Here is a 21,405-nt window from a genome sequence, read left to right on the forward strand (position 1 = left end):
GGGTGGGTCAGGGTAGAGCGGACGGGTTGTTCGCTGTCCCTGGTGTGAAGGATCTGTGCGATGAGAGACGATTTCGGCGACGCGGTGGGTGACGTGCTGCGTGCGGTGTTGCTTTTCCTGCCCAAGGCCGTGGGTTTCGTGGTGGTCCTGGTGGTCGGGTGGTTGGTCGCCAAGGCTGTGGTGCGGGTGGTGGGCAGGGTGTTGGCGCGGGTCGGGTTCGACCGGGCGGTGGAGCGTGGGGGGATCAAGACGGCGTTGGCGCGGTCGCGGTACGACGCGAGTGAGATCGTGGCGAAGCTGGCGTACTACGGGGTGCTGTTGGTGACGTTGCATGTGGCGTTCGGTTTGTGGGGGCCGAATCCGATCTCGGATCTGATCGCTGCGGTGGTGGCCTGGTTGCCGAGGGCGTTCGTGGCGATCGTGATCGTGGTGGTGGCTGCCGCGATCGCTCGGGCGGTGAAGGACATCATCAGCAGTGCGTTGGGTGGGTTGTCGTACGGGCGGGTGTTGGCGGGCGTGGCGTCGGTGTTCATCGTGGGGTTGGGGGTGATCGCGGCGCTGAATCAGGTGGGCGTGGCGACGGCGGTGACGACGCCGGTGTTGGTGGCGGTGCTGGCGACGGTGGGCGGGATTCTGGTGGTCGGTGTCGGTGGTGGGTTGGTGCGTCCGATGCAGAGTCGGTGGGAGTCGTGGTTGAGCCGGGCGGAGCGGGAGTCGCGGGTGGTGGCGACGCACGCGCGGGCGTATCGGGCGGGGCGGCGGGATGTGGAGGAGCGGTTGGCTGCGGCGGCTGCGCCGGTGGCGGGGGAGGATGTGGATCGGACGCAGGTGGTGCCTCGGGTGGGTGAGGAGTCGGAGCGTACCCAGCCGGTGGGTCCGTACGCGGAGTCGGAGGTGACGCGGCCGATTCCGCCGTTCGCGCAGCGTGGTGGCGGGCACGAGGCTGTGGTGGGTGACGACGAGGCGACGGTGGTGATTCCTCGGCCGGACGGGGGTGGTGTCGGCCGGTGAGGTGGGGGCTGTTGGTGTCGGCCGGGGTGGTGCGGTTCAGTCGGGTTGGGCGTCGAGGTAGACCCAGCGGCCGTTCTCGCGGGTGAAGCGGCTGTGTTCGGTGAGGGTCGCGGGTCGGCCGGCCTGTCGGTAGTGGGCTTGGAAGGTGACGGTGCCGGTGGTGTCGAGCAGGCCGCCGCGTTCGGTGTGGAGGATGTCGAGTCGGGTCCATCGTTGGCCGGGTTCGGGGTGCAGGTGGGTGGGGCGGGTGGAGGTGTGCCAGCTGCGCAGCAGGTAGGCGGTGTCGCCGATGGCGTAGGCGCTGTATCGGGAGCGCATGAGTGCTTCGGCGGTGGCGGCGTCGGCTTGGCCTCGGTGGAGTTTGCCGCAGCAGTCGGGGTAGGGCTGGCCGGTGCCGCACGGGCAGGGGTGGGTTGCCGGGTTGCGGTGTCGTTTCGCCACGTGGTCATCCTGCCGTAGTGGTGCAGAAAGGGCCGGCCCCGGTGGGGCCGGCCCTTTCTGGTGGTTGCGGGTCAGGAGGTGGCGTAGCCGCGGGTGGCGATCCAGTCGGCGAGGTGGTCGACGGTGATCCAGTAGCTGGCCTGGTCGGGGTTGGCCGAGTCGGCGATCTTGACGGTGTGGCCGTTGTCGCGGTAGCCGACGACGCTGATGTAGTGGCCGCCCTCGAAGGAGTGGGTGACGCCGTCGGTGTCGGTGGTGGTGCCGGCGATGTTGGCGACGACTGCGCGGCCGTTGTCGACGGTGCGGACGATGTCGGCCCGCAGGGTGTCGGTCTGCTTGTCGTCGGCCTTGTGGGTGCGGATCTCGACGCTGCGGTAGGCGTCGGGCTTGCCGGTCTCCTTGTTGAGGACGGGGGTGATGTCGTTGATGGAGTTGGTGCCGGCCTCGGTGGTGCCCATCTCCTTGGCCATGGTGTCCACGTCGATGTTCTTGCCCTGCACGCTCAGCGCGTTGCGCGCCGCCGCCGGGCCACAGTAGAAGAAGTTGGGCTGCGCCTCGTAGCGCACGTCCAGCTGACGCTCACCCGCCGGCCGACGCTCCGCCTGCACCGACGCGGCGGCCCGCTCCGCGGGAGCGGCCTGCGCGGCCAGCGCCGGACCCGCGATCCCACCAGCGGTCGCAGCGATACCAGCAACGGTCAGAGCGGTACGACGAATCAGATCGGTACGCATAACAGCGTGCTCCTCTGCTCGGGGGAAGGTCGCGACGCCGTCCAGGGGACGCGGCGCCGCGGGAAGAACTGAGGGGGACGAACTCCCGGCGGCCGGGGGGCCTGCTCGGGGTGTCGGGAGGATGTAACGACCCCGGCCCGTCCGCCATTCCCCGACCCGGCATCCGGGCTCACGGGGCGGGGCCGACCAGGGAACCGACCAGGCGGCAGAGCCCCGGTCGCATGCCAGATACAACGCCCCCACCCCCACGCCGATTCCGCCGCCGCGGTGACCCGGGCCACGGGACGGCGTGGGATGGACCGGACAGGTGGGTGGTGGGTGGCGTGCCGGGTTGTCGTGGTGGGTGGTCAGAGCCAGCCGGAGCGGCGGAACAGTCGGTGCAGGGTCAGTGCGGCGGTGGCCATGAGCAGGAGTGCGGCGCCGTAGCCGTAGCGCCAGTGCAGTTCGGGCATGTGGGTGAAGTTCATCCCGTAGATGCCGGCGACGGCGGTTTGGGTGGCGGCGATGGCGGCCCAGGCGGCGATCTTGCGCATGTCGTTGTTCTGTTCGACGGCCAGTTGTGCCAGTCGGGTCTGCAGGATGGAGTTGAGCAGGTCGTCGTAGGCGTTGACGCGGTCGACTGCTCGGGCGAGGTCGCCGTCGACGTCGGTGAACCAGCGGCGTAGCGCTGGGGGTGGGCCGTCGGTGGGTGGTGTGGCCAGGGTGCGCAGTGGTGCCTGTGCGGGTAGGACGGCGCGTTTGAGTTCGACGATTTCTCGTTTGAGTTGGTAGATGTGCGGGATGTCGGCGGTGCGTTCGCGGGCGAAGACGGTTTCCTCGAGTTGTTCGAGGTCGGTTTCGACGTGGGTGGCGACGTCGAGGTACTGGGTGACCATGCGGGCGCAGATGGCGTATGCGACGGCCCAGGGGCCTTCGGCGAGGATGGTGCGGCGTTGTTGGAGGTCCTGGCGGACGGTGGTGAGTGCGCCGGGTGCGCCGTGGCGGACGGTGACGACGAAGCGGTCGCCGATGAAGATCATGACGTCGCCGGTGTCGACGACTTCGGAGGTGTCGGTGAGTTCGGTGTGTTCGACGTATGCGGCGGTGCGGAGGACGAGCAGGGTGACGTCGTCGTGGCGTTGCAGGGTGGGTCGGTGTCCGTCGGTGAGGGCCTGGGTGATGTGGAATTCGTCGAGGCCGAAGGTGTGTCCGACTGCGGTCATGACGGCGGGGGTGGGGTCGTGCAGGCCGAGCCAGACGAAGGAGCGTCGGTTGCGGCGGCTGTGGGTGTGGGCGTCGGTGTAGTGGGGGCGGCCGGGTTGGCGTTGGCCGTCGACGTAGACGGCGCAGTCGACGACGGCGTCCGGGTTGGTCGGTCCGGTGGCGGGTGGTGTGGTGCGGGTGGGGCGGCGCAGTGCGCGTCGGAGCAGGTCGGGCAGGGTGGTGCGCCGTCGGGTCGGTGCGGGTCGTTGGTCCACCGGTCACCTCCGCCTTGCGGGGACTGACGGCAACCGTAGGGGATCTTCGGGTGGGGTGGTGGGTCAGGGCACGGCGGTGGCGAAGACGATGAGGTTGTCGGGGTAGGTGTGGTGGCGTTGGTCGAAGCGGCCGCCGCAGGTGATGAGGCGGAGTTGGGGTGTGGGGCTGGTGCCGTAGACGAGGGCGGTGGGGAAGCGGGTCTTGGGGTAGGCGCGGATGTCGTCGACGGTGAAGGTGGCGGTGCGGTTGTCGGCGCGGGTGATGTGGATGCGGTCGCCGGGTCTGAGTCGGCCGAGGTTGAAGAAGACGGCGGGGCCGGTGTCGCGGGAGTCGACGTGTCCGACGATGACGGCGTTGCCGGCTTCGCCGGGGCTGACGCCGGGGCGGTACCAGCCGGCGGCGGGGGGTGGGCCCGCCGGGGGGACTTCCAGTTGGCCGTCGGTGGTGGTGGCGACGGGGACGATGTCGGCGTGTACGTCGATGGTGGGGATGGTGATGTGCAGGGGGGTGGCGTGGGGCAGGGGTGGTGCGGGGCTGGTGGTGCTGGTGGTGGTGGGCCTGGTGTCGGGTTGGGGTGGTGGGGGTGGGGTGTGGGTTGCGGCGGTGGCGAGGAGGCCGAGTCCGGCGGCGGCGGTGAGGGTGGTCAGTGTGATGGCGGCCCGGTGGGTGTGGTGGGGGGCTGCCACGGTGTCTCCTTTCGGGCAGGTGGGGGTGCCCGCGTCGGTGGTGGCCGGCGCGGGCACCCGTGGCAGGGATGGGTGGTGTGGTTCAGGCTGGTGCGGTGGTGCGGCGGCGTCGGCGGCGGGTGAGGATGAGTGCGCTGGTGGTGGCGGCGACGACGAGGGTGCTGCCGGTGGCGAGGAGGCCGGTGGTGTCGCTGTCGGTGCCGGTGCCGGCGGGTGCGGCGCCGATCGGGGTGACGGTGAAGGTGGCGCTGCCTGAGGTGGTGCCGTCGCCGCAGGTGGCGGTGACCGTGTAGGTGCCGAGGGTGAATCCGGCGGTGAACAGTTCCGCGCTGAGTCCGCCGCCGGCTGCGGCGGTGGTGGATCGGACGTTCTGGTCCCGGTCGGGGCCGGTGACGCGGAAGAGCGCGTCGCCGGATTTCGGGTTGCAGGTGGAGGTGAGAACGACGGTGCCGCCGACCGGGGTGGTGGCCGGTGAGACGGTGGTGTCGGCGAGGGCGGCGGCGGGGAGCAGGAGTGTGCCGAGGCCCGCGCCGAGCGCTGCCGATCCGAGGATTGTCTGTGCCTTCATACGCGTCTTCCCTCACTTTTCGTCCGCTGTCGCGTGGGACGTCGTTCGGGTGGCCAGCTCCGTGTGTAGCACCGGTGTGTCCCACACTAGGAGGGTTGGGTCCTCGATCCGGTGGGATTGAGAATTCTTCGTTGCCGTCCTGTGGCGGGGCTGGTGGGGCGGTGTGGTGGGCCCGCCTGTGCCATGATCGTGATCATGGATACGGGGACTGTTACCGCGGACGCCGCGGGCACGTGGACGCTGGGCGATCTCACGGTCAACCGGATGGGTCTGGGCGCGATGCGGTTGACGATGACGGCGGATGGTGGGCCCAGCGATCGGGGGCGGGCGGTCGGGGTGTTGCGCCGGGCCGTGGAGTTGGGTGTGAACCACATCGACACGGCCTCGTTCTATTTCTCGGCGTTGCGTTCGGCGAACGAGTTGATCAATACGGCTCTCGCCCCGTACCCGGAGGATCTGGTGATCGCGACGAAGGTCGGGCCGGGCAAGGACGCGTCGGGGCGGTGGTTGCCGTTGGCGCGGCCGGACGAGTTGCGGGGGCAGGTGGAGGAGAACCTGCGTCAGTTGGGTCGTGACCATCTGGACCTGGTGTATCTGCGGCAGGCTGGTCTGGAGTCGGTGGCGGAGCATTTCGGTGCGTTGGCGGAGCTGCGTGAGGCGGGTCTGATCCGGCAGCTGGGCATCTCCAACGTCCGTCCGCATCATCTGCCGCAGGCGCAGGCCGTCGCGCCGGTGGTGAGTGTGCAGAATGCGTACGGGCTGGGGTACCGGCCGCGCCACGACCAGTTCCTGCGGGACTGCGCCGCGCAGGGTGTGGCGTATGTGCCGTTCTTCTCCCTGGCGACCACGGGCCGGGAGGCGGGCGCGAGCGGTGTGGAGGACGCGGAGGTGCGGGCGGTCGCCGCGGAGCGTGGGGTGTCGCCGGTGCAGGTCCGGCTGGCGTGGACGTTGGGGCGGGGCCCGAACGTGTTGGCGATTCCGGGCACGGGCGATCCGGATCATCTGGTGGCGAACGTGGCGGCGGGGGCGTTGCGGTTGACCGACGGGGACCTGGCCCGGTTGGAGGCCGTGCACCGGCGCGGCGAGTGACGGTGGCGTTGTCGCCGCCGGCCGGTGTCGGCCGGCGGCGGGTGGTGTGACAGCGTGTCGGGGTGAACGATGGCGTGCCGGTCGACGTCGCCCTGGTCGGCGGTGGGGGTGCCGCGTCGCTGGTCCTGGCGGCGCTGGACCGGCACGGGTTGGCGGGGTTGCGGGTCGCCGTGGTCGATCCGGTGCGCAGGCGCGGCCAGGATCGCACGTGGGCGTTCTGGGGTCGTCCCGGTGGTGAGCTCGACGGGGTGCTCAGCGCCAGTTGGGGGCACGTGGAGGTGGTCACGCCGGCTCGCCGTCGGGTGCTGGACCTGGCGCCGCTGCGGTATGCGATGGTGCGGTCCGCGCCGGTGTATGCGCGGGCGGCGGAGGCGGAGCGGCGGCTGGGGGCGGTGCGGTTCGACGCGGCGGTGGCGGGGCTCGACGACGACGGCACGCGGGTGGTGGTGCGCGGCGGGGACGGTGCGCCGCTGGTGCGGGCGTCGTGGGTGCTCGACTCGCGTCCCCGGCCGCCGGCGCGGCCGGGCCGGACGAGCTGGTTGCAGCATTTCCGGGGTTGGTGGGTCGCCTCGGAGGTGGCGTTGTTCGATCCGCGGCGGGCGGTGTTGATGGATTTCCGCACCCCGCAGCCGGGGCGGGGGGTGTCGTTCGGTTACGTGTTGCCGGTCAGCGACCGGTTCGCGCTGGTGGAGTACACCGAGTTCTCCCCGGCCCGGTTGACGGGCGACGGGTACGACCGGGCGTTGCGCGGCTATCTGGGCCGGTTGGGGTGGGATCCGGCGGCGTTGGTGGTGCGGGAGGTGGAAGACGGGGTGATTCCGATGACCGATGCGCCGTTTCCGCGTCGTCCCTCGCCGCGGGTGGTGCGGTTGGGCACGGCGGGTGGGGCGACCCGCCCGTCGACGGGGTTCACGTTCTCGGCGATGCTGCGGCAGGCCGAGCAGGTGGCGGCGGCGTTGGCGGGTGGGCGGGCGCCGGTGCCGGCGCCGGCGTATCCGCGTCGGCACCTGTGGATGGACGCGGTGGCGTTGCGGGCCCTGGACACGGGTCGGGTCGGTGGTCCGGAGTTCTTCGACCGGTTGTTCGACCGTAATCCGGCGTCGCGGGTGCTGCGGTTCCTCGACGGTGACACCGGGGTGGTGGAGGATCTGGCGGTGATGCGGTCGAGCCCGTTGGCGCCGATGACGTCCGCGGTGCTGGGTGACGCGGTGGGCCGGTTGTGGGGTCGGCTGCGCCGGCCCGGTTGAGCGCGGGGTCGCCGGTCAGCGGGCGTTGGCGGCGACGGTGTCGCGGATGCAGGCCCGCAGGTGCTGCAGGGGGTCGCCGTCGCCGACGGCGAGGCGGTTGCGGGTCGCGGCGACGGTGAGGCCCCACCGGGGGTAGGCGAAGGCGAGGCTGCCGCCGCTGCCGGCGGCGCCGAAGGACCCGTCGTCGTCGATGGCGTAGCCGAGGCCCCAGGTCGTTTCCCGGCCGAAGACCCATTCGGTGCCGTGGACGGCGGGGCGGGACACGGCGCGCAGCCGGTGCGGTGAGATCAGTCGTACGCCGTCGACGGGGCCGAGGAGCGCGGCGTACATGCGGGCGGCGGCGCGGGCGGTGAGGGTGCCGACGGCGGGTACGTCGACGGCGAGCACGTCGGGTCGGGTGGCGAGGGTGGTGTCGGGGCGGACACCGGGCGGGGCGACCTGGTCGAGGTGGGGTAGTTGGCCGGCGAACGCCTCCAGCATGGCCGAGAGGTTGCCGTCTTCCATGCGGGCCAGGCCGGGTTGGGCGGTGGGGTGGACGCCGCAGAGCAGTTCCCCGGCGACGCCGAGGGGCGCGGCGACATCCTCGGTGAGGATGTCGCCGACGCGGCGGCCGGTGACGCGGCGGATCACCTCGCCGACGATCCAGCCGAACGTCCACGCGTGGTAGGCGAGTTGGTGGCCGGGTGTCCACAGGGGTCGGGCGTCGGCGACGATGCCGCACATGCGGTCCCAGTCGGCGAAGTCGTCGAGGGTGACGTCGGCGGGTAGCGCCGGTATCCCGGCGGTGTGGGTGAGGGCGTGGCGCAGGGTGATGTGGTCCTTGCCGTGGCGGCCGAACTCGGGCCACACGTCGGCGATGCGCAGGTCGTAGTCGAGGTGCCCGCGTTCGGCCAGCACGTGCACGACGGTGGCGGTGAGTCCCTTGCCGGTGGAGACGCCGTAGACGCCGGTCGCGGCGGTCATGGGCCGGCCGGTGGTGGTGTCGGCGACGCCGGCGTGGGCGTCGACGATCGGTTCGCCGTGCAGGTAGGCGGCGACCTGTACGCCTGCCTCGCGGCCGGTGCAGACGAGGTCGTCGATGGTGGCGTGGATCTCGGCCCGGAGGTTGTCGAGGCGGTCGGTCACGGTGAGCCACCCTGCCATGCCGCGGGTGGTGGCGCCGCCGGTTTTCTGCCGGCGGGGGTGGTCGGTGCCGGTCGGGGCGGCCGGTAGGTTGCGGGCATGGTGGATGCGGCGGCCGGTGGGGTCGTGGAGATCTGGACCGACGGGGCGTGCAGCGGCAATCCGGGTCCGGGTGGGTGGGGTGCGGTGCTGCGGTACGGCACCCACGAGCGGGACCTGTGCGGGGGAGAGGCGACGCCGACGACCAACAACCGGATGGAGTTGATGGCGGCGATCCGGGCGTTGGAGAGCCTGACCCGGCCGGTGTCGGTGCGGTTGCACACCGACAGCACGTATGTGCGTAACGGCATCACCGGTTGGTTGGCCGGGTGGAAACGCAACGGGTGGGTGACGGCGGCGCGGCAGCCGGTCAAGAACGCGGACCTGTGGCAGCGGCTGGAGGCGGCCTGCGCCCGGCACGAGGTGACCTGGTTGTGGGTGAAGGGGCACAACGGGCATCCGGAGAACGAGCGGGCCGACGCCCTGGCCGGCCGGGGCATGGCGCAGGCGCGGGCGGAGGTGGCGACGGCCCGCCGGGGGTGACGTTGCGTCACGGTGTGGGGTTGTGCCGGGACACACCGGTGGGTAACGTTGCGGATCGATGGCGTTACCTTCGGTTGTCACGGGAGGTGTCCGCGTGACCGCGACCGCCGCTACCGACCTGCCGCTCTGGCCGGCGTCCACTCTCGATCACGGCCCGTTCGCGCTGCTCGACGAGGAGCAGCGGCATCGGCTCGCGGGGCCGGTGACCCGGGTCCGGCTGCCGACCGGCGCGCCCGCCTGGCTGGTCACCCGGCACGCCGACGTGCGTCAGGTGCTGCGCCACCCCGGGTTCAGCGCCGACCTGGAGCGTCCCGGGTTTCCGCTGCTGCGTCCGCTGCCCCCGCAGTCGGAGTCGGACCGGCAGGGCGGCTTCATCCGGATGGACGGTGAGGAACACTTCCGGCTGCGTCGGATGCTCACCGCCGAATTCATGATCAAGAATGTGCGGCGGATCGAGCCGTTGATCCAGCAGACCGTCGACGCGGCGTTGGCCGACCTGGCCGCGGCGGGTCCACCCGCGGACCTGGTCGAGACGTTCGCCCTGCCGGTGCCGTCCATCGTGATCTGTCACCTGCTCGGTGTCCCCTACGCCGACCACGACTTCTTCCAGGTCCGCAGCCGCACCCTGCTGGACCGCACGACGTCGATGGAGCTGGTCCGGGCCCACGCGCAGGAGCTGCGCGACTACCTGCGCGAGCTGGTCGTCGCCCGGCACCGCGACGCCGGCGGCGACGACCTGATCAGCCGGCTGGTGCGCGACCGGGTCGCCACCGGGCAGCTCACCGTCGACGAGCTGGTCGGCATGGCCCTGCTGCTGCTCGTCGCCGGCCACGAGACCACGGCCAACATGATCGGCCTGAGCACCCTGCTGCTGCTGCGCGAGCCGGGCCGCTTCGCGGCGCTGCGCGAATCGCCGCACCGGGCGGCCGAGCTGGTCGAGGAGCTGCTGCGCTACCTCAGCGTGGTGCGCACGGGGCTGCCCCGGCTGGCCCTGGTCGACGCCGAGATCGGCGGCCAGGTCATCCGGGCGGGAGAGGGCGTCATCGCGGTGTTGTCGCTGGCCAACCGCGACCCGGAGGTCTTCGACGACCCGGAGGAGTTCGACCCGTACCGGCAGGCCCACCAGCACCTCGCGTTCGGCTTCGGGGTGCACCAGTGCATCGGTCAGCCGCTGGCCCGCGCGGAGCTGCGTATCGCCCTGGTGGGGTTGGCCGACCGTTTCCCGACCCTGCGGGCCGCGGTCGTGCCGCAGCAGGTGTCGACCCGCGACACGTCGGTCGTGTTCGGCCTCAACAGCCTGCAGGTGACCTGGTGAGCCAGGTGGGCGTGGTGCGGGTGGCGGTGGACCGGGGCAGGTGCTGCGGGTCCGGCAACTGTGTGGTCGTCGCGCCGGAGGTCTTCGACCAGGACGACACCGACGGGCTGGTGCTGCTGCGGCGGCCCGAGCCGCCGCCGGAGGCGGCCGAGCGGGTCCGCCGCGCCGTCGAGGTCTGCCCGGCCGGCGCCATCCGCTTCACGTCGACGACGCAACCCTGACCGGCCGGGCCCGCCGGTGCGGGGCGGCGGCCCAGGCCGCCGCGCACCGGCGGGTTGTGGTCAGCCGGTGTGGGCGGCGACGTCGAGGATCCCGGTGACGCCGAAACGGTCGGTCAGCATCCCGAAACCCGGCGTCCACGGCGGCGCGCCGTACTCCTCGACGACCGACGCCGACGGTTGACGTCGCCGGCACCGCCCGCCGGGTGAGAGGTCAGGGTTCGCGGGAAGGGTCGGCGGCGCCGGAGACGGCGTCGACGTCATAGCCGGCCCGGCTGGTGTCCCGGGCCGGGCGGGCCTGTTCGGCCGGCAGGTCGGCGAAGTCGTCCCCGCTGTCGGTGCTCGTGCGCACCGAATCGCCCGGCGGGCGCAGGGAGGCCTCCATGGCCGGCACACCGTCCGGCTCGTCGGTGCTGGCACGGTCGTAGCGTCGCTCACTGGTCATGGGGGCCTCGTGCCCGGCTGGCCGGCCGGCAAACGTCCCCCGGGCCGGCGGCGAGCGTCGGCCGGTCAGCGGCGGCGGACCCGGCCCGCCGGGTTCGCGCCGCGGCGGCGGGCCGGGACGACCGGCAGCGACCAGTGCGCGGGGCGGGTCACCGTCGCCGGGAGGCCGGTGCGGTGGTCGCCCCGGGCCGCGTCGACCTGCGACTGGTGCACGAACAGCGTGCCGCGTAGGTCCGCGCCCCGCAGATCCGCGCCGCGCAGGTCGGCGCCGGTGAGGTCGGCCAGTGTGAGGTCCACGCCCCGCAGGTCCGCCCCGAGCAGCACCGCGCCGCGCAGGTTCGCCCCCACCAGGTCGGCCCGGCGCAGGTCGGCGGCGACCAGCACCGCCCCCCGCCGGTCCGCGCCGGCCCGCTCACCCCGGACCCGTTCGCTCACCCGCACCAGCAGCGGGTTCACCCGCCCCCGGTGCGCGTCGACGTCCACGGCCAGCAGCTGCGCGGCGGTGCCGCCGGCCAGCCGCCGGGTCTGCGCCAGCGCCGCGTCCAGCTCGACGCGCAGCGGCCCCGGCCCGGTCAGCGTCACCGCCTGCGTCAGATACCACAGCAGCTCGTGCAGCGGCCGCATCACGGCGAACACGTCGAACATGCGGGTCGCCTCGCCGGGGGCCGCCCGCCAGTCTCGGCCGGCGAAGGTGACCTGGGCGACCCGCTGGCCCGCCCCGAAGCAGTCGAAGACGGTGCACCCGGGGAAGCCCCGGGCCCGCAGGTCCCGGTGGATGCCGCAGCGGAAGTCGTCGCCGAGGTTCGGGCACGGCCGCCCGGCCGGCTTGTCCACGGCAAAGTCCGACGAGGCGGCGAACGCGGGCGCGACACAGCACAGCCCGACGCAGCGGGCGCAGTCGGCCCGCAGCTCGTCGCCGGGGTCGGGCGGGGCGGTCTCGGACACCTCGGGCCCTCCTCGAAGACGCCGGGACGGCACCGGCGACACCCCGGGCCCCGACCATTGTCGCGCCGGCGGCCCCCCACCCGCACGGAGGGTGGGGGGCCGCCGGCGGTCCGCGTCGTGGCCGTCAGCCCTGCCGCCAGTCGTCGGCGCTCAGGTGCGAGCCCGCCTGCGGGCCCATCAGCAGCATCCCGCCGTCGACCGGCCACGACGCCCCGGTCACGTACGCGGCGGCGGGGGAGGCCAGCAGCGCCACCACCGCCGCGACCTCCCGGGCGTCGCCGGGCCGACCCACCGGCACCCCGGGGCGCGCCTGCGTCAGCGGGTCGACGTCCTCCTGCCCGGTCATCGGGGTGGCGATCTCACCGGGGGCGACCGCGTTGACGGTGATCCCGTCGGCGGCCAGTTCCTGCGCCATCACCCGGGTCAGCAGGCCCAGCCCGCCCTTCGCGGCGCAGTACGCCGACGAACCCACCCGGGGGGCGTGCTCGTGGACGCTGGTGATGTTGACGATCCGGCCCCCGGTGCCCGCCGCCCGCATCCGCCGGGCGGCCCGCTGACCGCACAGGAACGGCCCGTCCAGGTCCACCGCCAGCACGTCCCGCCACTGCTGCCAGCTCGTCTCGACGAACGGCGCGGACGCGCCCGTGCCCGCGTTGTTCACCAGCACCCCGAGCCCGCCGAGCCGGTCGGCCAGCTCGTCGACGACGGCCGCCGCGTCCGGCAGCCGGGTCAGGTCCAGCTCGGCGGTGGCGCAGCGGCGGCCGGCGGCGCGTACCTCGTCGGCGGTGCGCCGGGCGCCGTCGGCGTCGCCGTACCAGGTGATGCCGATGTCGAAGCCGGCGTCGGCGAGCGCCACCGCGCACGCCTTGCCGATGCCGGAGTCGGCGCCGGTGATGATCGCGATGCGGGGATAGTCGTCGTAGCGCTGAGGCATGCGGGGGCACTACCCCCGTTGGCGGCGTCGAACCGCCTGGGTGCGTCCGCGACGTGTAGCCGGCCGCCGGGCGGGTAGCCGCAGCGGCATGGAGCTGGTCGAGGAGTCGCCGTACCGGTTCCGGATCGACCGGCGCGACCCGATGCGGGTGCCGGGGGTCGTGTTCGCCTCCCGGGCGCTGATCCCGCACGTCGACGAGGACCGGTGGCCGCAGCAGGTGGCGAACGTGGCGACCCTGCCCGGGATCGTCGGCGCCTCGTACGCGATGCCCGACGTGCACTGGGGGTACGGGTTCCCGATCGGCGGCGTCGCCGCCACCGACGTGGCCGCCGGTGGCGTGGTCTCCCCGGGCGGCGTCGGCTTCGACATCTCCTGCGGGGTGCGGCTGCTCGCCGCCGACCTCGACCGGACCGACCTGCCGAGGGTGCGCGACGCGCTGATGGACGGCCTCGACGCGGCCATCCCGCGCGGCATGGGCCGGGGCGCGGTGTGGCAGCTGGCCGACCGGGCCGAGCTGGACGCGGTGCTTCGCGGCGGCTCCCGCTACGCCGTCGAACGCGGCCACGGCGTGCCCCGCGACCTGGCGCGCTGCGAGGACGCCGGCGTGGTCGACGACGCCGACCCCGGGCAGGTCAGCGACCGTGCCGTGCAGCGCGGTCAGCAGCAGGTGGGCAGCCTCGGCTCCGGCAACCACTTCCTGGAGGTGCAGGCGGTCGACGAGGTGTACGACGAGGCGGTGGCGGCGGCGTTCGGGCTGCGCGTCGGCCAGGTCGTCGTGATGATCCACTGCGGGTCGCGGGGGCTGGGCCATCAGATCTGCACCGACCACGTCCGGGCGATGGAACGGGCGATGCCCGGCCACGGCATCGAGGTGCCCGACCGGCAGCTGGCCTGCGCGCCCGTGCGGTCGCCGCAGGGCCGGGCGTACCTGGGGGCGATGGCCGCCGCCGCGAACTACGCCCGCGCCAACCGGCAGTTGCTCACCGCCGCCGCCCGCCGGGTCTTTGCCCGCACCGCCGGCAGCGGCCTGCACCTGGTGTACGACGTGTCGCACAACCTCGCCAAGATCGAGACGCACGGGGTGGACGGGGCGGACCGGCGGCTGTGCGTGCACCGCAAGGGCGCCACCCGGGCCCTGCCGCCCGGGCACCCGCAGCTGCCCGCCGACCTGCGCGCCGCCGGGCAGCCCGTGTTCGTCCCCGGCTCGATGGGCACCGCCTCGTACGTGCTCACCGGCGTGGCCGGTGCGCCCGCGTTCGCCTCGACCTGCCACGGGGCGGGCCGGGTGCGCAGCCGCGCGCAGGCGGGGAGGTCGGTGCGCGGGCAGGAGCTGCGCCGGGAACTCCAGGCGCGGGGCATCGCGGTGCGGGGGGCGTCGTGGCGGGGGCTGGCCGAGGAGACACCGCAGGCGTACAAGGACGTGTCGGCGGTGGTCGACGTCGCCGAGGCGGCCGGGTTGTGCCGCCGGGTGGCCCGGCTGGTGCCGCTCGGCGTGGTCAAGGGCTGAGCCGGGCGCTCACACATCGAGGGTCACCGCGCAGGACCAGCCGCGCGGGCCGGGGCCGAAGCGCAGCTCCTGCAGGGCCACCGCCTTCGGCACCGCGCCGACCAGTTCCACCGCGCCGGTGTCCACCAGCCGCCAGCGCACCCGCAGGCCGCCGGAGCCGGTGGCGCTCACCCGTGTCGTGACCGGCAGCGTCCCCCCGGTCTCCAACCGGAAGATCACCTCGTCGAGGACGCCCACCAGCAGGTCGGCGTCGTCGCCGGCCGGCACGTCGAACTCCGCCTCGACGCCCGAGCCCGCGCCGGTGGTGTCGGCGAACGTCTCCACCATCGCCGCCACGGCCTCGGCCACGCAGCCCTCCCGGTCCGGCGCCCACGCCTCGATCCGCACGTCGGCGGTGTGCGCGACACTGCGCCTGCCCCGCCCCGATCCTGGCCGCATGCCCCGATCATGCCGGCCGCCGGGCCCGCCCCGGCCCCGATCGCGCCACCCGAGGCCGGGCGTTGACCGCCGTCGACGGCGGTGGATAGTGTCCGTTTCACCGCCTGCGACGGGAGACACGTCATGGCCTGCGAGCACGTCGACGTGCTGATCGTCGGCGCCGGCCTCTCCGGCGTCGGCGCGGCCTGCCACCTGCGCCGCACCTGCCCCGACAAGACGTACGCGGTGCTGGAGGCCCGCGACGCGATCGGCGGCACCTGGGACCTGTTCCGCTACCCGGGCGTGCGGTCGGACTCGGACATGTTCACCCTCGGCTACTCGTTCAAGCCGTGGACGAACCCGCGCGCCATCGCCGACGGCGAGTCGATCCGCGCGTACGTGCGCGACACCGCCCACGAGTACGGGGTGGACCGGCACATCCGGTTCCACCACCGGGTCCTCGCCGCGCGGTGGGACAGCGCCACGGCCCGCTGGACGGTGCGCGCCCACCGCGACGACACCGGCGAGGACGTCACCGTCACCTGCGGATTCCTGTTCGTCTGCTCCGGCTACTACCGCTACGACGCCGGCTACACCCCCGACCTGCCGGGCGTCGACTCGTACACCGGGCGGCTGGTCCACCCGCAGCACTGGCCGGCCGACCTCGACCACACCGGCGCGCGGGTCGTCGTGGTCGGCAGCGGCGCCACCGCCGTCACTCTCGTCCCGGCTCTGGCGCGGCGGGCCGCCCACGTCACGATGCTGCAGCGTTCGCCTACGTACGTCATCGCGTTGCCGTCGCGCGACGTGCTCGCCGACGCGCTGCGGCGCTGGCTGCCGGCGAAGGCCGCGTACCCGGCGGTGCGGTGGAAGAACGTGCTGCTCGGCACCGCCAACTTCCAGCTCAGCCGCCGCGCCCCGACGCTGGTCAAGCGGTTCCTGCGGCGCGCGGCGGCCGGCCGCCTCCCGGCCGGCTACGACGTCGACCGGCACTTCTCCCCCCGCTACGACCCGTGGGACCAGCGGCTGTGCGTGGCCCCCGACGGGGACCTGTTCGCCGCCGTCGGCACCGGCCGCGCCGACGTGGTGACCGACCGGATCGACACGTTCACCCCCACCGGCATCCGGCTCGCCTCCGGCGTCGAACTGACCGCCGACGTCGTCGTCACCGCCACCGGCCTCGACCTGCTCGCCCTCGGCGGCATGACGCTCACCGTCGACGGGCGGGACGTCGACCTCGGCGCGACGGTCGCCTACAAGGGCATGATGCTGTCGCAGGTGCCGAACTTTGCGATGACCATCGGCTACACCAACGCCTCCTGGACGCTCAAGGCCGACCTCGTCGCCACGTACGTGTGCCGGCTGCTGCGGCACCTGGACGCCACCGGCCAGCAGGTCGTCACCCCGCTGGCCCCCACCGGCGGCCCGCTGGAGCCGATCATCGACCTCAAGGCCGGTTACGTGCTGCGCAGCGTCGACGCGCTGCCCAAGCAGGGCGCGTCCGCGCCGTGGCGGCTGCACCAGAACTACGTCCGTGACGTGCTGCTCATGCGGCACGGCCGGCTCACCGACGCCGGCGTGCGGTTCTCGCGCGCCCCGCAGGCATCCCCGACGCAGCGACGCGACCCGGCCCACCCGGCCGGCAGCGGCGTCGGCTGACCGGTCGGGGCGAAGGGAGATCGACGTGCGCAGGTTCGACTTCACGGCCGGCACGGCCGTGGTCACCGGGGCGGCCGGCGGCATCGGCGAGGCCCTCGCCCACGGCCTGGCCCGGCGCGGCACCGACCTGGTGCTGCTCGACCGCGACGCCGACCGGCTCGCCGCCGTGGCCGCCGCGCTGCGTGCCGCCCACCCCGGCCGGCAGGTCGACACCGTCGTGGTCGACCTGGCCGACGTCGCCGCCACCGCCCGGGTGGCCGGGGAGCTGCGGCGGCGGCACCCGCGGCTGCGGCTGCTGGTCAACAACGCCGGTGTCGCGTTGGGCGGCCGCTTCGACCAGGTCACCCTGGACGAGTTCGGCTGGGTGGTCGACGTCAACTTCCGGGCCGTGGTGCAGCTCACCCACGCCCTGCTGCCCGCCCTGAAGGCCGAGCCGGGCGCGCATCTGGTCAACGTGTCCAGCCTCTTCGGGCTCATCGCCCCCGCCGGGCAGGCCGCCTACGCGGCCAGCAAGTTCGCCGTGCGGGGCTTCACCGAGGCGCTGCGCCAGGAGCTGGCCGGCGACGGGGTCGGGGTGACGTGCGTGCACCCCGGCGGCATCCGCACCCGCATCGCCGCCGACGCCCGCGTCGGCAGCGGGGTGCCCGTCGAGGAGTACGAGGCCGCCCGCCGCCGCTTCGAGCGGCTGCTGTCCATCGACCCGGCGACCGCCGCCGAGGCCATCCTGCGTGGTGTGCAGCGGCGTCGGGGGCGGGTGCTGATCGGTTGGTCGGCGCGGCTGCCCGACCTGCTGGCCCGGCTCGCCCCCGCAGGGTACGGCCGGGTGCTCGCCCTCGCCGTGAACCGGCCCGCGGTGTCCGGCCCCGCCGCGCCGGCCGGCAACCGGGGCGCCGGGGCGGCCGACGGCCCGGCGGGGGAGCTGGGGTGAGCGGACCGGCCGACACCATCGTCACCGTGCGGGGGCGCGTCGCCCGGTGCCGGGTCGCCGGCGACGGCCCGCCCGTGGTGCTGCTGCACGGCATCGGCCGCACCCTCGCCGATTTCGCCGAGCTGCACGGGCGGCTCGCCCGCGACCACCGGGTGATCAGCCTCGACCTGGCCGGGCACGGCGGGTCCGCGCCGCTGGACGAGCCGCACACCCTGCCGGCGTTGGCCCGGGCCGCCGCCGACTGCCTCGACGCGCTCGGCGTGCCCGGCCCCGCCCACCTGGTCGGCAACTCCCTCGGCGGGGCGGTGGCCATGCGGCTGGCCGTCGACGACCCGGCCCGCGTGGCCAGCCTGGTGCTGGTCGCCAGCGCCGGCTTCGGCCGCGAGGTGACCATCGGGTTGCGGCTGCTGGCGGTGCGACCGCTGGCCCGGCTGCTGCTGCGGCCGAGCCGGGCCGTGGCCCGCCGCACCGAGCGGGCCCTGTTCCACGACCGGCGGCACGTCACCGCCGCCCGCCTCGCCGAGGCGCTGGCGGTGGCCCGCCGCCCGCACGCCGCCCGGGTGATGCGCGAACTCGTCGCCAGCCTCGGCACGGTGCGGGGCGTCGCCGCGCCGTGGCGTCAGGAACTCCTCGACGCGGTGGCCCGGCTGGACCTGCCCGTCCTGGTCGTCTGGGGCGACCGGGACCTGATCCTGCCCGCCGTCCACCTCGACGCCGCCCGGGCCCGGCTGCCCCGGGCCCGCACCCACCTGTTCGCCGACACGGGGCACCTGCCGCAGATCGAGCGGGCCGAGGAGTTCCACCGCCTCGTCACCGGCTTCTGGGCGGGCCGCCCTGCCGACCACTGACGCACGCCGACCCCTCTGGAGGGCGACCCCCGGCGGCCCGGGGCGTCGCCGACCGGCGTCGCGGGTGAACCGACGCGCCGGGCGCCGCCGCCTGGGTCAGGGCGGGCTGCTGCCGCGCTTGTCCTCCTGCGCCAGCACCGCGTCGCGCAGCTGCGGGTCGTCGCGTTCGGCCAGCTCCGCGGCCAGCCGGGCGTCGCCGACGAGCCGGTCGTGGTTGCGGTGCAGGAACGCGTCGAACCCCCCGGTGTACGGGCAGGCCAGGTCGCCCAGCGTCGTCTCCGGCTGGTAGCGGCACCCGGTGCAGTAGTCACTGAGCTCGTCGATGTAGCGGCCGTCGACGGCGTACGGGCGGGTGTCGATGCGGCCCAGGTCGGCGTACTGGCTCATGCCGATGACGGTCGCGTTCATCACCCAGTCGGTGCCGTCGACGAAGCAGTCCCGGAACCAGTCCGCCAGCTCCGCCGGCCGCCAGCCGCGCTGCAGCGCGTAGTTGCCGAGCACCAGCAGGCGCTGCGCGTGGTGCGCCCAGGCGCGGTCGCGGACCCCGGCGAGCACGTCGGCCAGGCAGCGCGCCTCCACGGCGTCGGCGTCGAGCCCGGCGAACCAGTCGGGCAGCGGCTCGGTCGCGGCCAGCCAGTTGCCGCCCCGGTAGCCCGGCTCGTGATACCAGTAGAGCTGCCAGAGGAACTCCCGCCAGCCCAGCAGGCCCCGGATGAACGGCTCCACCGCCGACAGCGACGCGGCGCCCTCCCGCCAGGCGCCCTCGGCGGCCCGGACCGCCTCCGCCGGGTCGAGCAGCCCCAGGTTGAACGACGACGACAGCACGCTGTGGGTCAGCAGCGGGTCGCCTGCGCTCATCACCTCCTGGTAGCGGCCGTAGTCGGGCAGCCGGTGCGCCACGAAGTGCCGCAGCCTCGCGTCGGCCTCGGCGTGGGTGGCCGGGTAGCGGCGGGGGCCGTCGCGGCCGAGGAACCGCACGCCGTCGCGCTCCCAGCCGTCCAGTTCGGCGCGGACCTCCGCGTCGATGTCGTCCTCCACGATCGGCGGGGGAGCCGGCGCCACCAGCCCGGCGGTGTCGGCGCGGCGGGGACGGCGGGGAACCCGCCCCGGCGGGCCGTCGAACACGCCGTGCTCGCGCCGCGCCCAGCGGTAGAAGTCGGACACCCGCAGCGGCCCCCGGCGGTCGGCGTCGGCCCACGCCGCGAAGTCCTCCCGGCGGACGAGGAAACCACGCGGTGGCAGGACGGTCAGCCCCGGCACCGAGCGGGCGAAGGCCAGCCCGGCCCGCGACGGCGGGTGGCAGACCTCGACCGGCCCGTCGACGCGCTCCAGGGCCTGCCGGAACGTGTCGGCGCGCACCAGCAGGGCCCGGTCGCCCAGCTCGGCGGCGCGGTGCCGCAGCGCGGAGAGCAGCAGGTGCGCCTTCTGTCGGTGCATCGGGCGGCGCCGGAACAGCTCCCGGGCCTCCACGAGCAGCACCGGCTGCGCCGCGTCGTCGAGGAAGTGGGGCCCGAGTTGATCGGCGAGCAGCCACCGGCGGGAAGACATGTGTCGATTCTGCCCAGTCCGTTCCGCCGCCGCCGCCCGGCACCGGCGTGTCCATCAGGTGGCGCACGCCACAGCGCCGCCCGGGTGGGCCGCGCCACGTTCCGCCCGCCCGTGGCGGACACCGGCGCGACCGACGCCCATCATGGATGGATGACGCATCCCAGCCCGGTGGCGGGCGCCGCCGCGCGGCGGCCGGCGACGTCGCCGCGCTGATGGCCGCCGACCGGGCGTTCCACGCCGCCGCCGCGGTCGAGGCGACCGCCGCGCCCGGCCGCCGGGCCGTCGGGGTCTGGGCCGTCGCCCTCAGCGCGTACGTGGCGGCGGTGTTCCACCGCGGCTCGCTGGGCGTCACCGGGGTCGACGCGGCGCACCGCTTCGACATCAGCGCGGCCACGTTGGCCACCTTCACCGTCGCCCAGCTCGCCGTGTACGCGGCGATGCAGGTGCCGGTGGGCGTGCTGCTCGACCGGTACGGCTCGCGCCGGCTGCTCGTCGCCGGCGGCGCGTTGATGGTCGCCGGTCAGCTCTGCTTCGCGGTCGCCACGGACGTCGGCCTCGCCGTCGCCGCCCGGGTGCTGGTCGGCCTGGGCGACGCGATGACGTTCATCAGCGTGCTGCGCATCGTCGCGTTCTGGTTCCCCGGCCGGCGCAACCCGATGATGGTGCAGCTCACCGGCACCCTCGGTCAGCTCGGTGCGGTGCTGGGCGCCGTGCCGCTGGTCGCGCTGCTGCACCACGCGGGCTGGACCCCGGCGTTCCTCGGCGCCGCCGCGCTCGGCGCGACCGTGCTCACCATGGTCGTCGCGGTCGTCCGGGACACCCCGCACCGCGGGCCGGCCGCCGTGCCGGCCCCCGACCTGACGACGGTACGCCGGCAGCTCGCTGCGGCCTGGGCGCAGCCCGGCACCCGGCTGGGACTGTGGACGCACTTCGTCGCCCAGTTCTCCGGCTCGGTTTTCGCCCTGCTGTGGGGGTACCCGTTCCTGGTGCAGGGGCAGGGGATGGCACCCACCGCCGCCGCGTCCCTGCTCACCCTGATGACCCTGGCCAGCCTGGCGGCGGGCCCGGTCGTCGCCCACCTGTGTGCCCGCTACCCGCTGCGCCGCTCGGTGCTCGTGCTCGCCGTCACCGCGGCCACCGCCGCGGTGTGGGCGGTGGTGCTCGCCTGGCCGGGCCGTGCCCCGGGCTGGCTGCTGGTCGTGCTGGTGCTGGTGCTCGCCGCGAACGGCCCCGGCTCCGTCATCGGCTTCGACTACGCCCGCACGTTCAACCCGGCCAGCCGGATCGGCAGCGCCATCGGCATCGTCAACGTGGGCGGCTTCGTCGCCTCGATCGCGCTCGTGCTGGCCGTCGGGATCGTGCTGGACCTGGCGACCCCCGCCGGCCGGGCCGCCCCCGACCTGGACGCGTTCCGGTGGGCCTTCGCCGTGCAGTACGTCCTCTGGGCGCTCGGCGCGGTCCAGGTGCTGCGCTACCGCACCGCCGCCCGCCGGGTCCTCGCCGCCGCGCAGAGCATCGGCCGACCGGCCGAATCGGTCCAGGCCGCCCCGCCGGTGGTAACCCCCGCACGTCGGTGGGTCCGGCGAGGTGATCGGCGGTAGTTTCGCCGGGGAACGTGATCGGCGCGGGCAGCCCGCCGGCGCGTACCGCGTCGTCGGCCGGGGCCCGGTGGCGGCGACACCGACAAGCGCGTGGACCAGGAGGAAT

The 21,405-nt window shown here is 74.2% G+C and carries 22 protein-coding genes; 11 read left to right on the forward strand and 11 right to left on the reverse strand.

Features of this window, described 5'->3' with window-relative positions:
* The first annotated feature begins 60 nt into the window (after positions 1 to 60).
* A complete protein-coding gene (locus tag LPU61_RS17415; protein ID WP_043969071.1) occupies positions 61 to 1,011 on the forward strand; it encodes a hypothetical protein in 951 nt (316 codons plus the stop codon).
* 36 nt (positions 1,012 to 1,047) lie between these two features.
* On the opposite strand, the gene LPU61_RS17420 is transcribed toward LPU61_RS17415, so the two are convergent.
* The 5 genes from LPU61_RS17420 to LPU61_RS17440 all read right to left on the reverse strand — a co-directional run bounded on the left by LPU61_RS17420 (position 1,048) and on the right by LPU61_RS17440 (position 4,895).
* Complete coding sequence (locus LPU61_RS17420; protein WP_091285206.1) at positions 1,048 to 1,452, reverse strand: YchJ family protein; 405 nt, start codon at positions 1,450 to 1,452, stop codon at positions 1,048 to 1,050.
* A gap of 71 nt (positions 1,453 to 1,523) precedes the next feature.
* Positions 1,524 to 2,183, reverse strand: coding sequence for a C39 family peptidase (locus LPU61_RS17425; protein WP_043969073.1), 660 nt, complete (start codon positions 2,181 to 2,183; stop codon positions 1,524 to 1,526).
* A 347-nt stretch (positions 2,184 to 2,530) separates the two neighbouring features.
* Positions 2,531 to 3,640 (reverse strand): magnesium and cobalt transport protein CorA, encoded by a 1,110-nt coding sequence (locus LPU61_RS17430; RefSeq protein WP_052504033.1) that lies wholly within the window; start codon positions 3,638 to 3,640, stop codon positions 2,531 to 2,533.
* A 63-nt stretch (positions 3,641 to 3,703) separates the two neighbouring features.
* Positions 3,704 to 4,327, reverse strand: a complete 624-nt coding sequence (locus tag LPU61_RS17435; RefSeq protein WP_229405498.1) for a class F sortase — start codon at positions 4,325 to 4,327, stop codon at positions 3,704 to 3,706.
* 82 nt (positions 4,328 to 4,409) lie between these two features.
* A complete protein-coding gene (locus tag LPU61_RS17440) occupies positions 4,410 to 4,895 on the reverse strand; it encodes a hypothetical protein (RefSeq protein ID WP_229405499.1) in 486 nt (161 codons plus the stop codon).
* A gap of 183 nt (positions 4,896 to 5,078) precedes the next feature.
* On the opposite strand from LPU61_RS17440, the gene LPU61_RS17445 reads away from it, so the two are divergent.
* Positions 5,079 to 5,984, forward strand: a complete 906-nt coding sequence (locus LPU61_RS17445) for an aldo/keto reductase (RefSeq protein WP_229405500.1) — start codon at positions 5,079 to 5,081, stop codon at positions 5,982 to 5,984.
* Positions 5,985 to 6,046: 62 nt separating this feature from the next.
* Complete coding sequence (locus LPU61_RS17450; protein WP_229405501.1) at positions 6,047 to 7,231, forward strand: lycopene cyclase family protein; 1,185 nt, start codon at positions 6,047 to 6,049, stop codon at positions 7,229 to 7,231.
* Between the two features lie 15 nt (positions 7,232 to 7,246).
* On the opposite strand, the gene LPU61_RS17455 is transcribed toward LPU61_RS17450, so the two are convergent.
* Positions 7,247 to 8,356: a serine hydrolase domain-containing protein gene (locus LPU61_RS17455; RefSeq protein ID WP_229405502.1), complete on the reverse strand. Its 1,110-nt coding sequence runs from the start codon at positions 8,354 to 8,356 to the stop codon at positions 7,247 to 7,249.
* A 96-nt stretch (positions 8,357 to 8,452) separates the two neighbouring features.
* Between LPU61_RS17455 and rnhA the strand changes: the two genes are divergently transcribed.
* The 3 genes from rnhA (at position 8,453) to LPU61_RS17470 (ending at position 10,471) form a co-directional block, all read left to right on the forward strand.
* Positions 8,453 to 8,935 (forward strand): ribonuclease HI, encoded by a 483-nt coding sequence (gene rnhA / locus LPU61_RS17460; RefSeq protein WP_043969078.1) that lies wholly within the window; start codon positions 8,453 to 8,455, stop codon positions 8,933 to 8,935.
* 94 nt (positions 8,936 to 9,029) lie between these two features.
* Positions 9,030 to 10,250 carry a cytochrome P450 gene (locus LPU61_RS17465; RefSeq protein WP_229405503.1) on the forward strand — a complete coding sequence of 407 codons (1,221 nt, stop codon included), beginning with the start codon at positions 9,030 to 9,032 and terminating at the stop codon, positions 10,248 to 10,250.
* Positions 10,247 to 10,471 (forward strand): ferredoxin, encoded by a 225-nt coding sequence (locus tag LPU61_RS17470; RefSeq protein WP_229405504.1) that lies wholly within the window; start codon positions 10,247 to 10,249, stop codon positions 10,469 to 10,471. Before LPU61_RS17465 ends, LPU61_RS17470 begins: the two co-directional genes overlap by 4 nt.
* 211 nt (positions 10,472 to 10,682) lie before the next feature.
* Here LPU61_RS17470 and LPU61_RS17475 read toward each other — a convergent pair whose 3' ends face one another.
* From LPU61_RS17475 to LPU61_RS17485, 3 genes are all read right to left on the reverse strand, one after another.
* Positions 10,683 to 10,913, reverse strand: coding sequence for a hypothetical protein (locus LPU61_RS17475; RefSeq protein ID WP_077940278.1), 231 nt, complete (start codon positions 10,911 to 10,913; stop codon positions 10,683 to 10,685).
* Between the two features lie 65 nt (positions 10,914 to 10,978).
* Positions 10,979 to 11,857 carry a pentapeptide repeat-containing protein gene (locus LPU61_RS17480; protein ID WP_229405505.1) on the reverse strand — a complete coding sequence of 293 codons (879 nt, stop codon included), beginning with the start codon at positions 11,855 to 11,857 and terminating at the stop codon, positions 10,979 to 10,981.
* Positions 11,858 to 11,981: 124 nt separating this feature from the next.
* Positions 11,982 to 12,791: an SDR family oxidoreductase gene (locus LPU61_RS17485; RefSeq protein ID WP_077940280.1), complete on the reverse strand. Its 810-nt coding sequence runs from the start codon at positions 12,789 to 12,791 to the stop codon at positions 11,982 to 11,984.
* A gap of 88 nt (positions 12,792 to 12,879) precedes the next feature.
* Between LPU61_RS17485 and LPU61_RS17490 the strand changes: the two genes are divergently transcribed.
* Positions 12,880 to 14,298: an RtcB family protein gene (locus LPU61_RS17490; protein ID WP_043969082.1), complete on the forward strand. Its 1,419-nt coding sequence runs from the start codon at positions 12,880 to 12,882 to the stop codon at positions 14,296 to 14,298.
* A 9-nt stretch (positions 14,299 to 14,307) separates the two neighbouring features.
* Here the strand turns inward: LPU61_RS17490 and LPU61_RS17495 are convergent, their stop codons facing one another.
* On the reverse strand, positions 14,308 to 14,736 hold the full coding sequence (locus LPU61_RS17495) for an archease (RefSeq protein WP_229405506.1): 429 nt from the start codon (positions 14,734 to 14,736) through the stop codon (positions 14,308 to 14,310).
* A 123-nt stretch (positions 14,737 to 14,859) separates the two neighbouring features.
* Between LPU61_RS17495 and LPU61_RS17500 the strand changes: the two genes are divergently transcribed.
* Genes LPU61_RS17500 through LPU61_RS17510 form a run of 3 tightly spaced genes read left to right on the forward strand, consistent with a single transcriptional unit; the run spans position 14,860 to position 18,150 of the window.
* Positions 14,860 to 16,374 carry an NAD(P)/FAD-dependent oxidoreductase gene (locus LPU61_RS17500; RefSeq protein ID WP_229405507.1) on the forward strand — a complete coding sequence of 505 codons (1,515 nt, stop codon included), beginning with the start codon at positions 14,860 to 14,862 and terminating at the stop codon, positions 16,372 to 16,374.
* A gap of 25 nt (positions 16,375 to 16,399) precedes the next feature.
* Entirely contained in the window at positions 16,400 to 17,302 is a 903-nt protein-coding gene (locus LPU61_RS17505) for an SDR family oxidoreductase (protein WP_229405508.1), read from the forward strand.
* Positions 17,299 to 18,150, forward strand: coding sequence for an alpha/beta fold hydrolase (locus LPU61_RS17510; RefSeq protein WP_043969088.1), 852 nt, complete (start codon positions 17,299 to 17,301; stop codon positions 18,148 to 18,150). Before LPU61_RS17505 ends, LPU61_RS17510 begins: the two co-directional genes overlap by 4 nt.
* Before the next feature lie 96 nt (positions 18,151 to 18,246).
* On the opposite strand, the gene LPU61_RS17515 is transcribed toward LPU61_RS17510, so the two are convergent.
* Positions 18,247 to 19,698 carry a cryptochrome/photolyase family protein gene (locus LPU61_RS17515; protein WP_229405509.1) on the reverse strand — a complete coding sequence of 484 codons (1,452 nt, stop codon included), beginning with the start codon at positions 19,696 to 19,698 and terminating at the stop codon, positions 18,247 to 18,249.
* Between the two features lie 146 nt (positions 19,699 to 19,844).
* On the opposite strand from LPU61_RS17515, the gene LPU61_RS17520 reads away from it, so the two are divergent.
* Positions 19,845 to 21,299: a nitrate/nitrite transporter gene (locus LPU61_RS17520; RefSeq protein WP_229405510.1), complete on the forward strand. Its 1,455-nt coding sequence runs from the start codon at positions 19,845 to 19,847 to the stop codon at positions 21,297 to 21,299.
* Positions 21,300 to 21,405 lie beyond the last annotated feature (106 nt).

Source organism: Micromonospora sp. NBRC 110038, from assembly GCF_020884815.1.
Classification (GTDB): Bacteria; Actinomycetota; Actinomycetes; order Mycobacteriales; family Micromonosporaceae; genus Micromonospora; species Micromonospora haikouensis.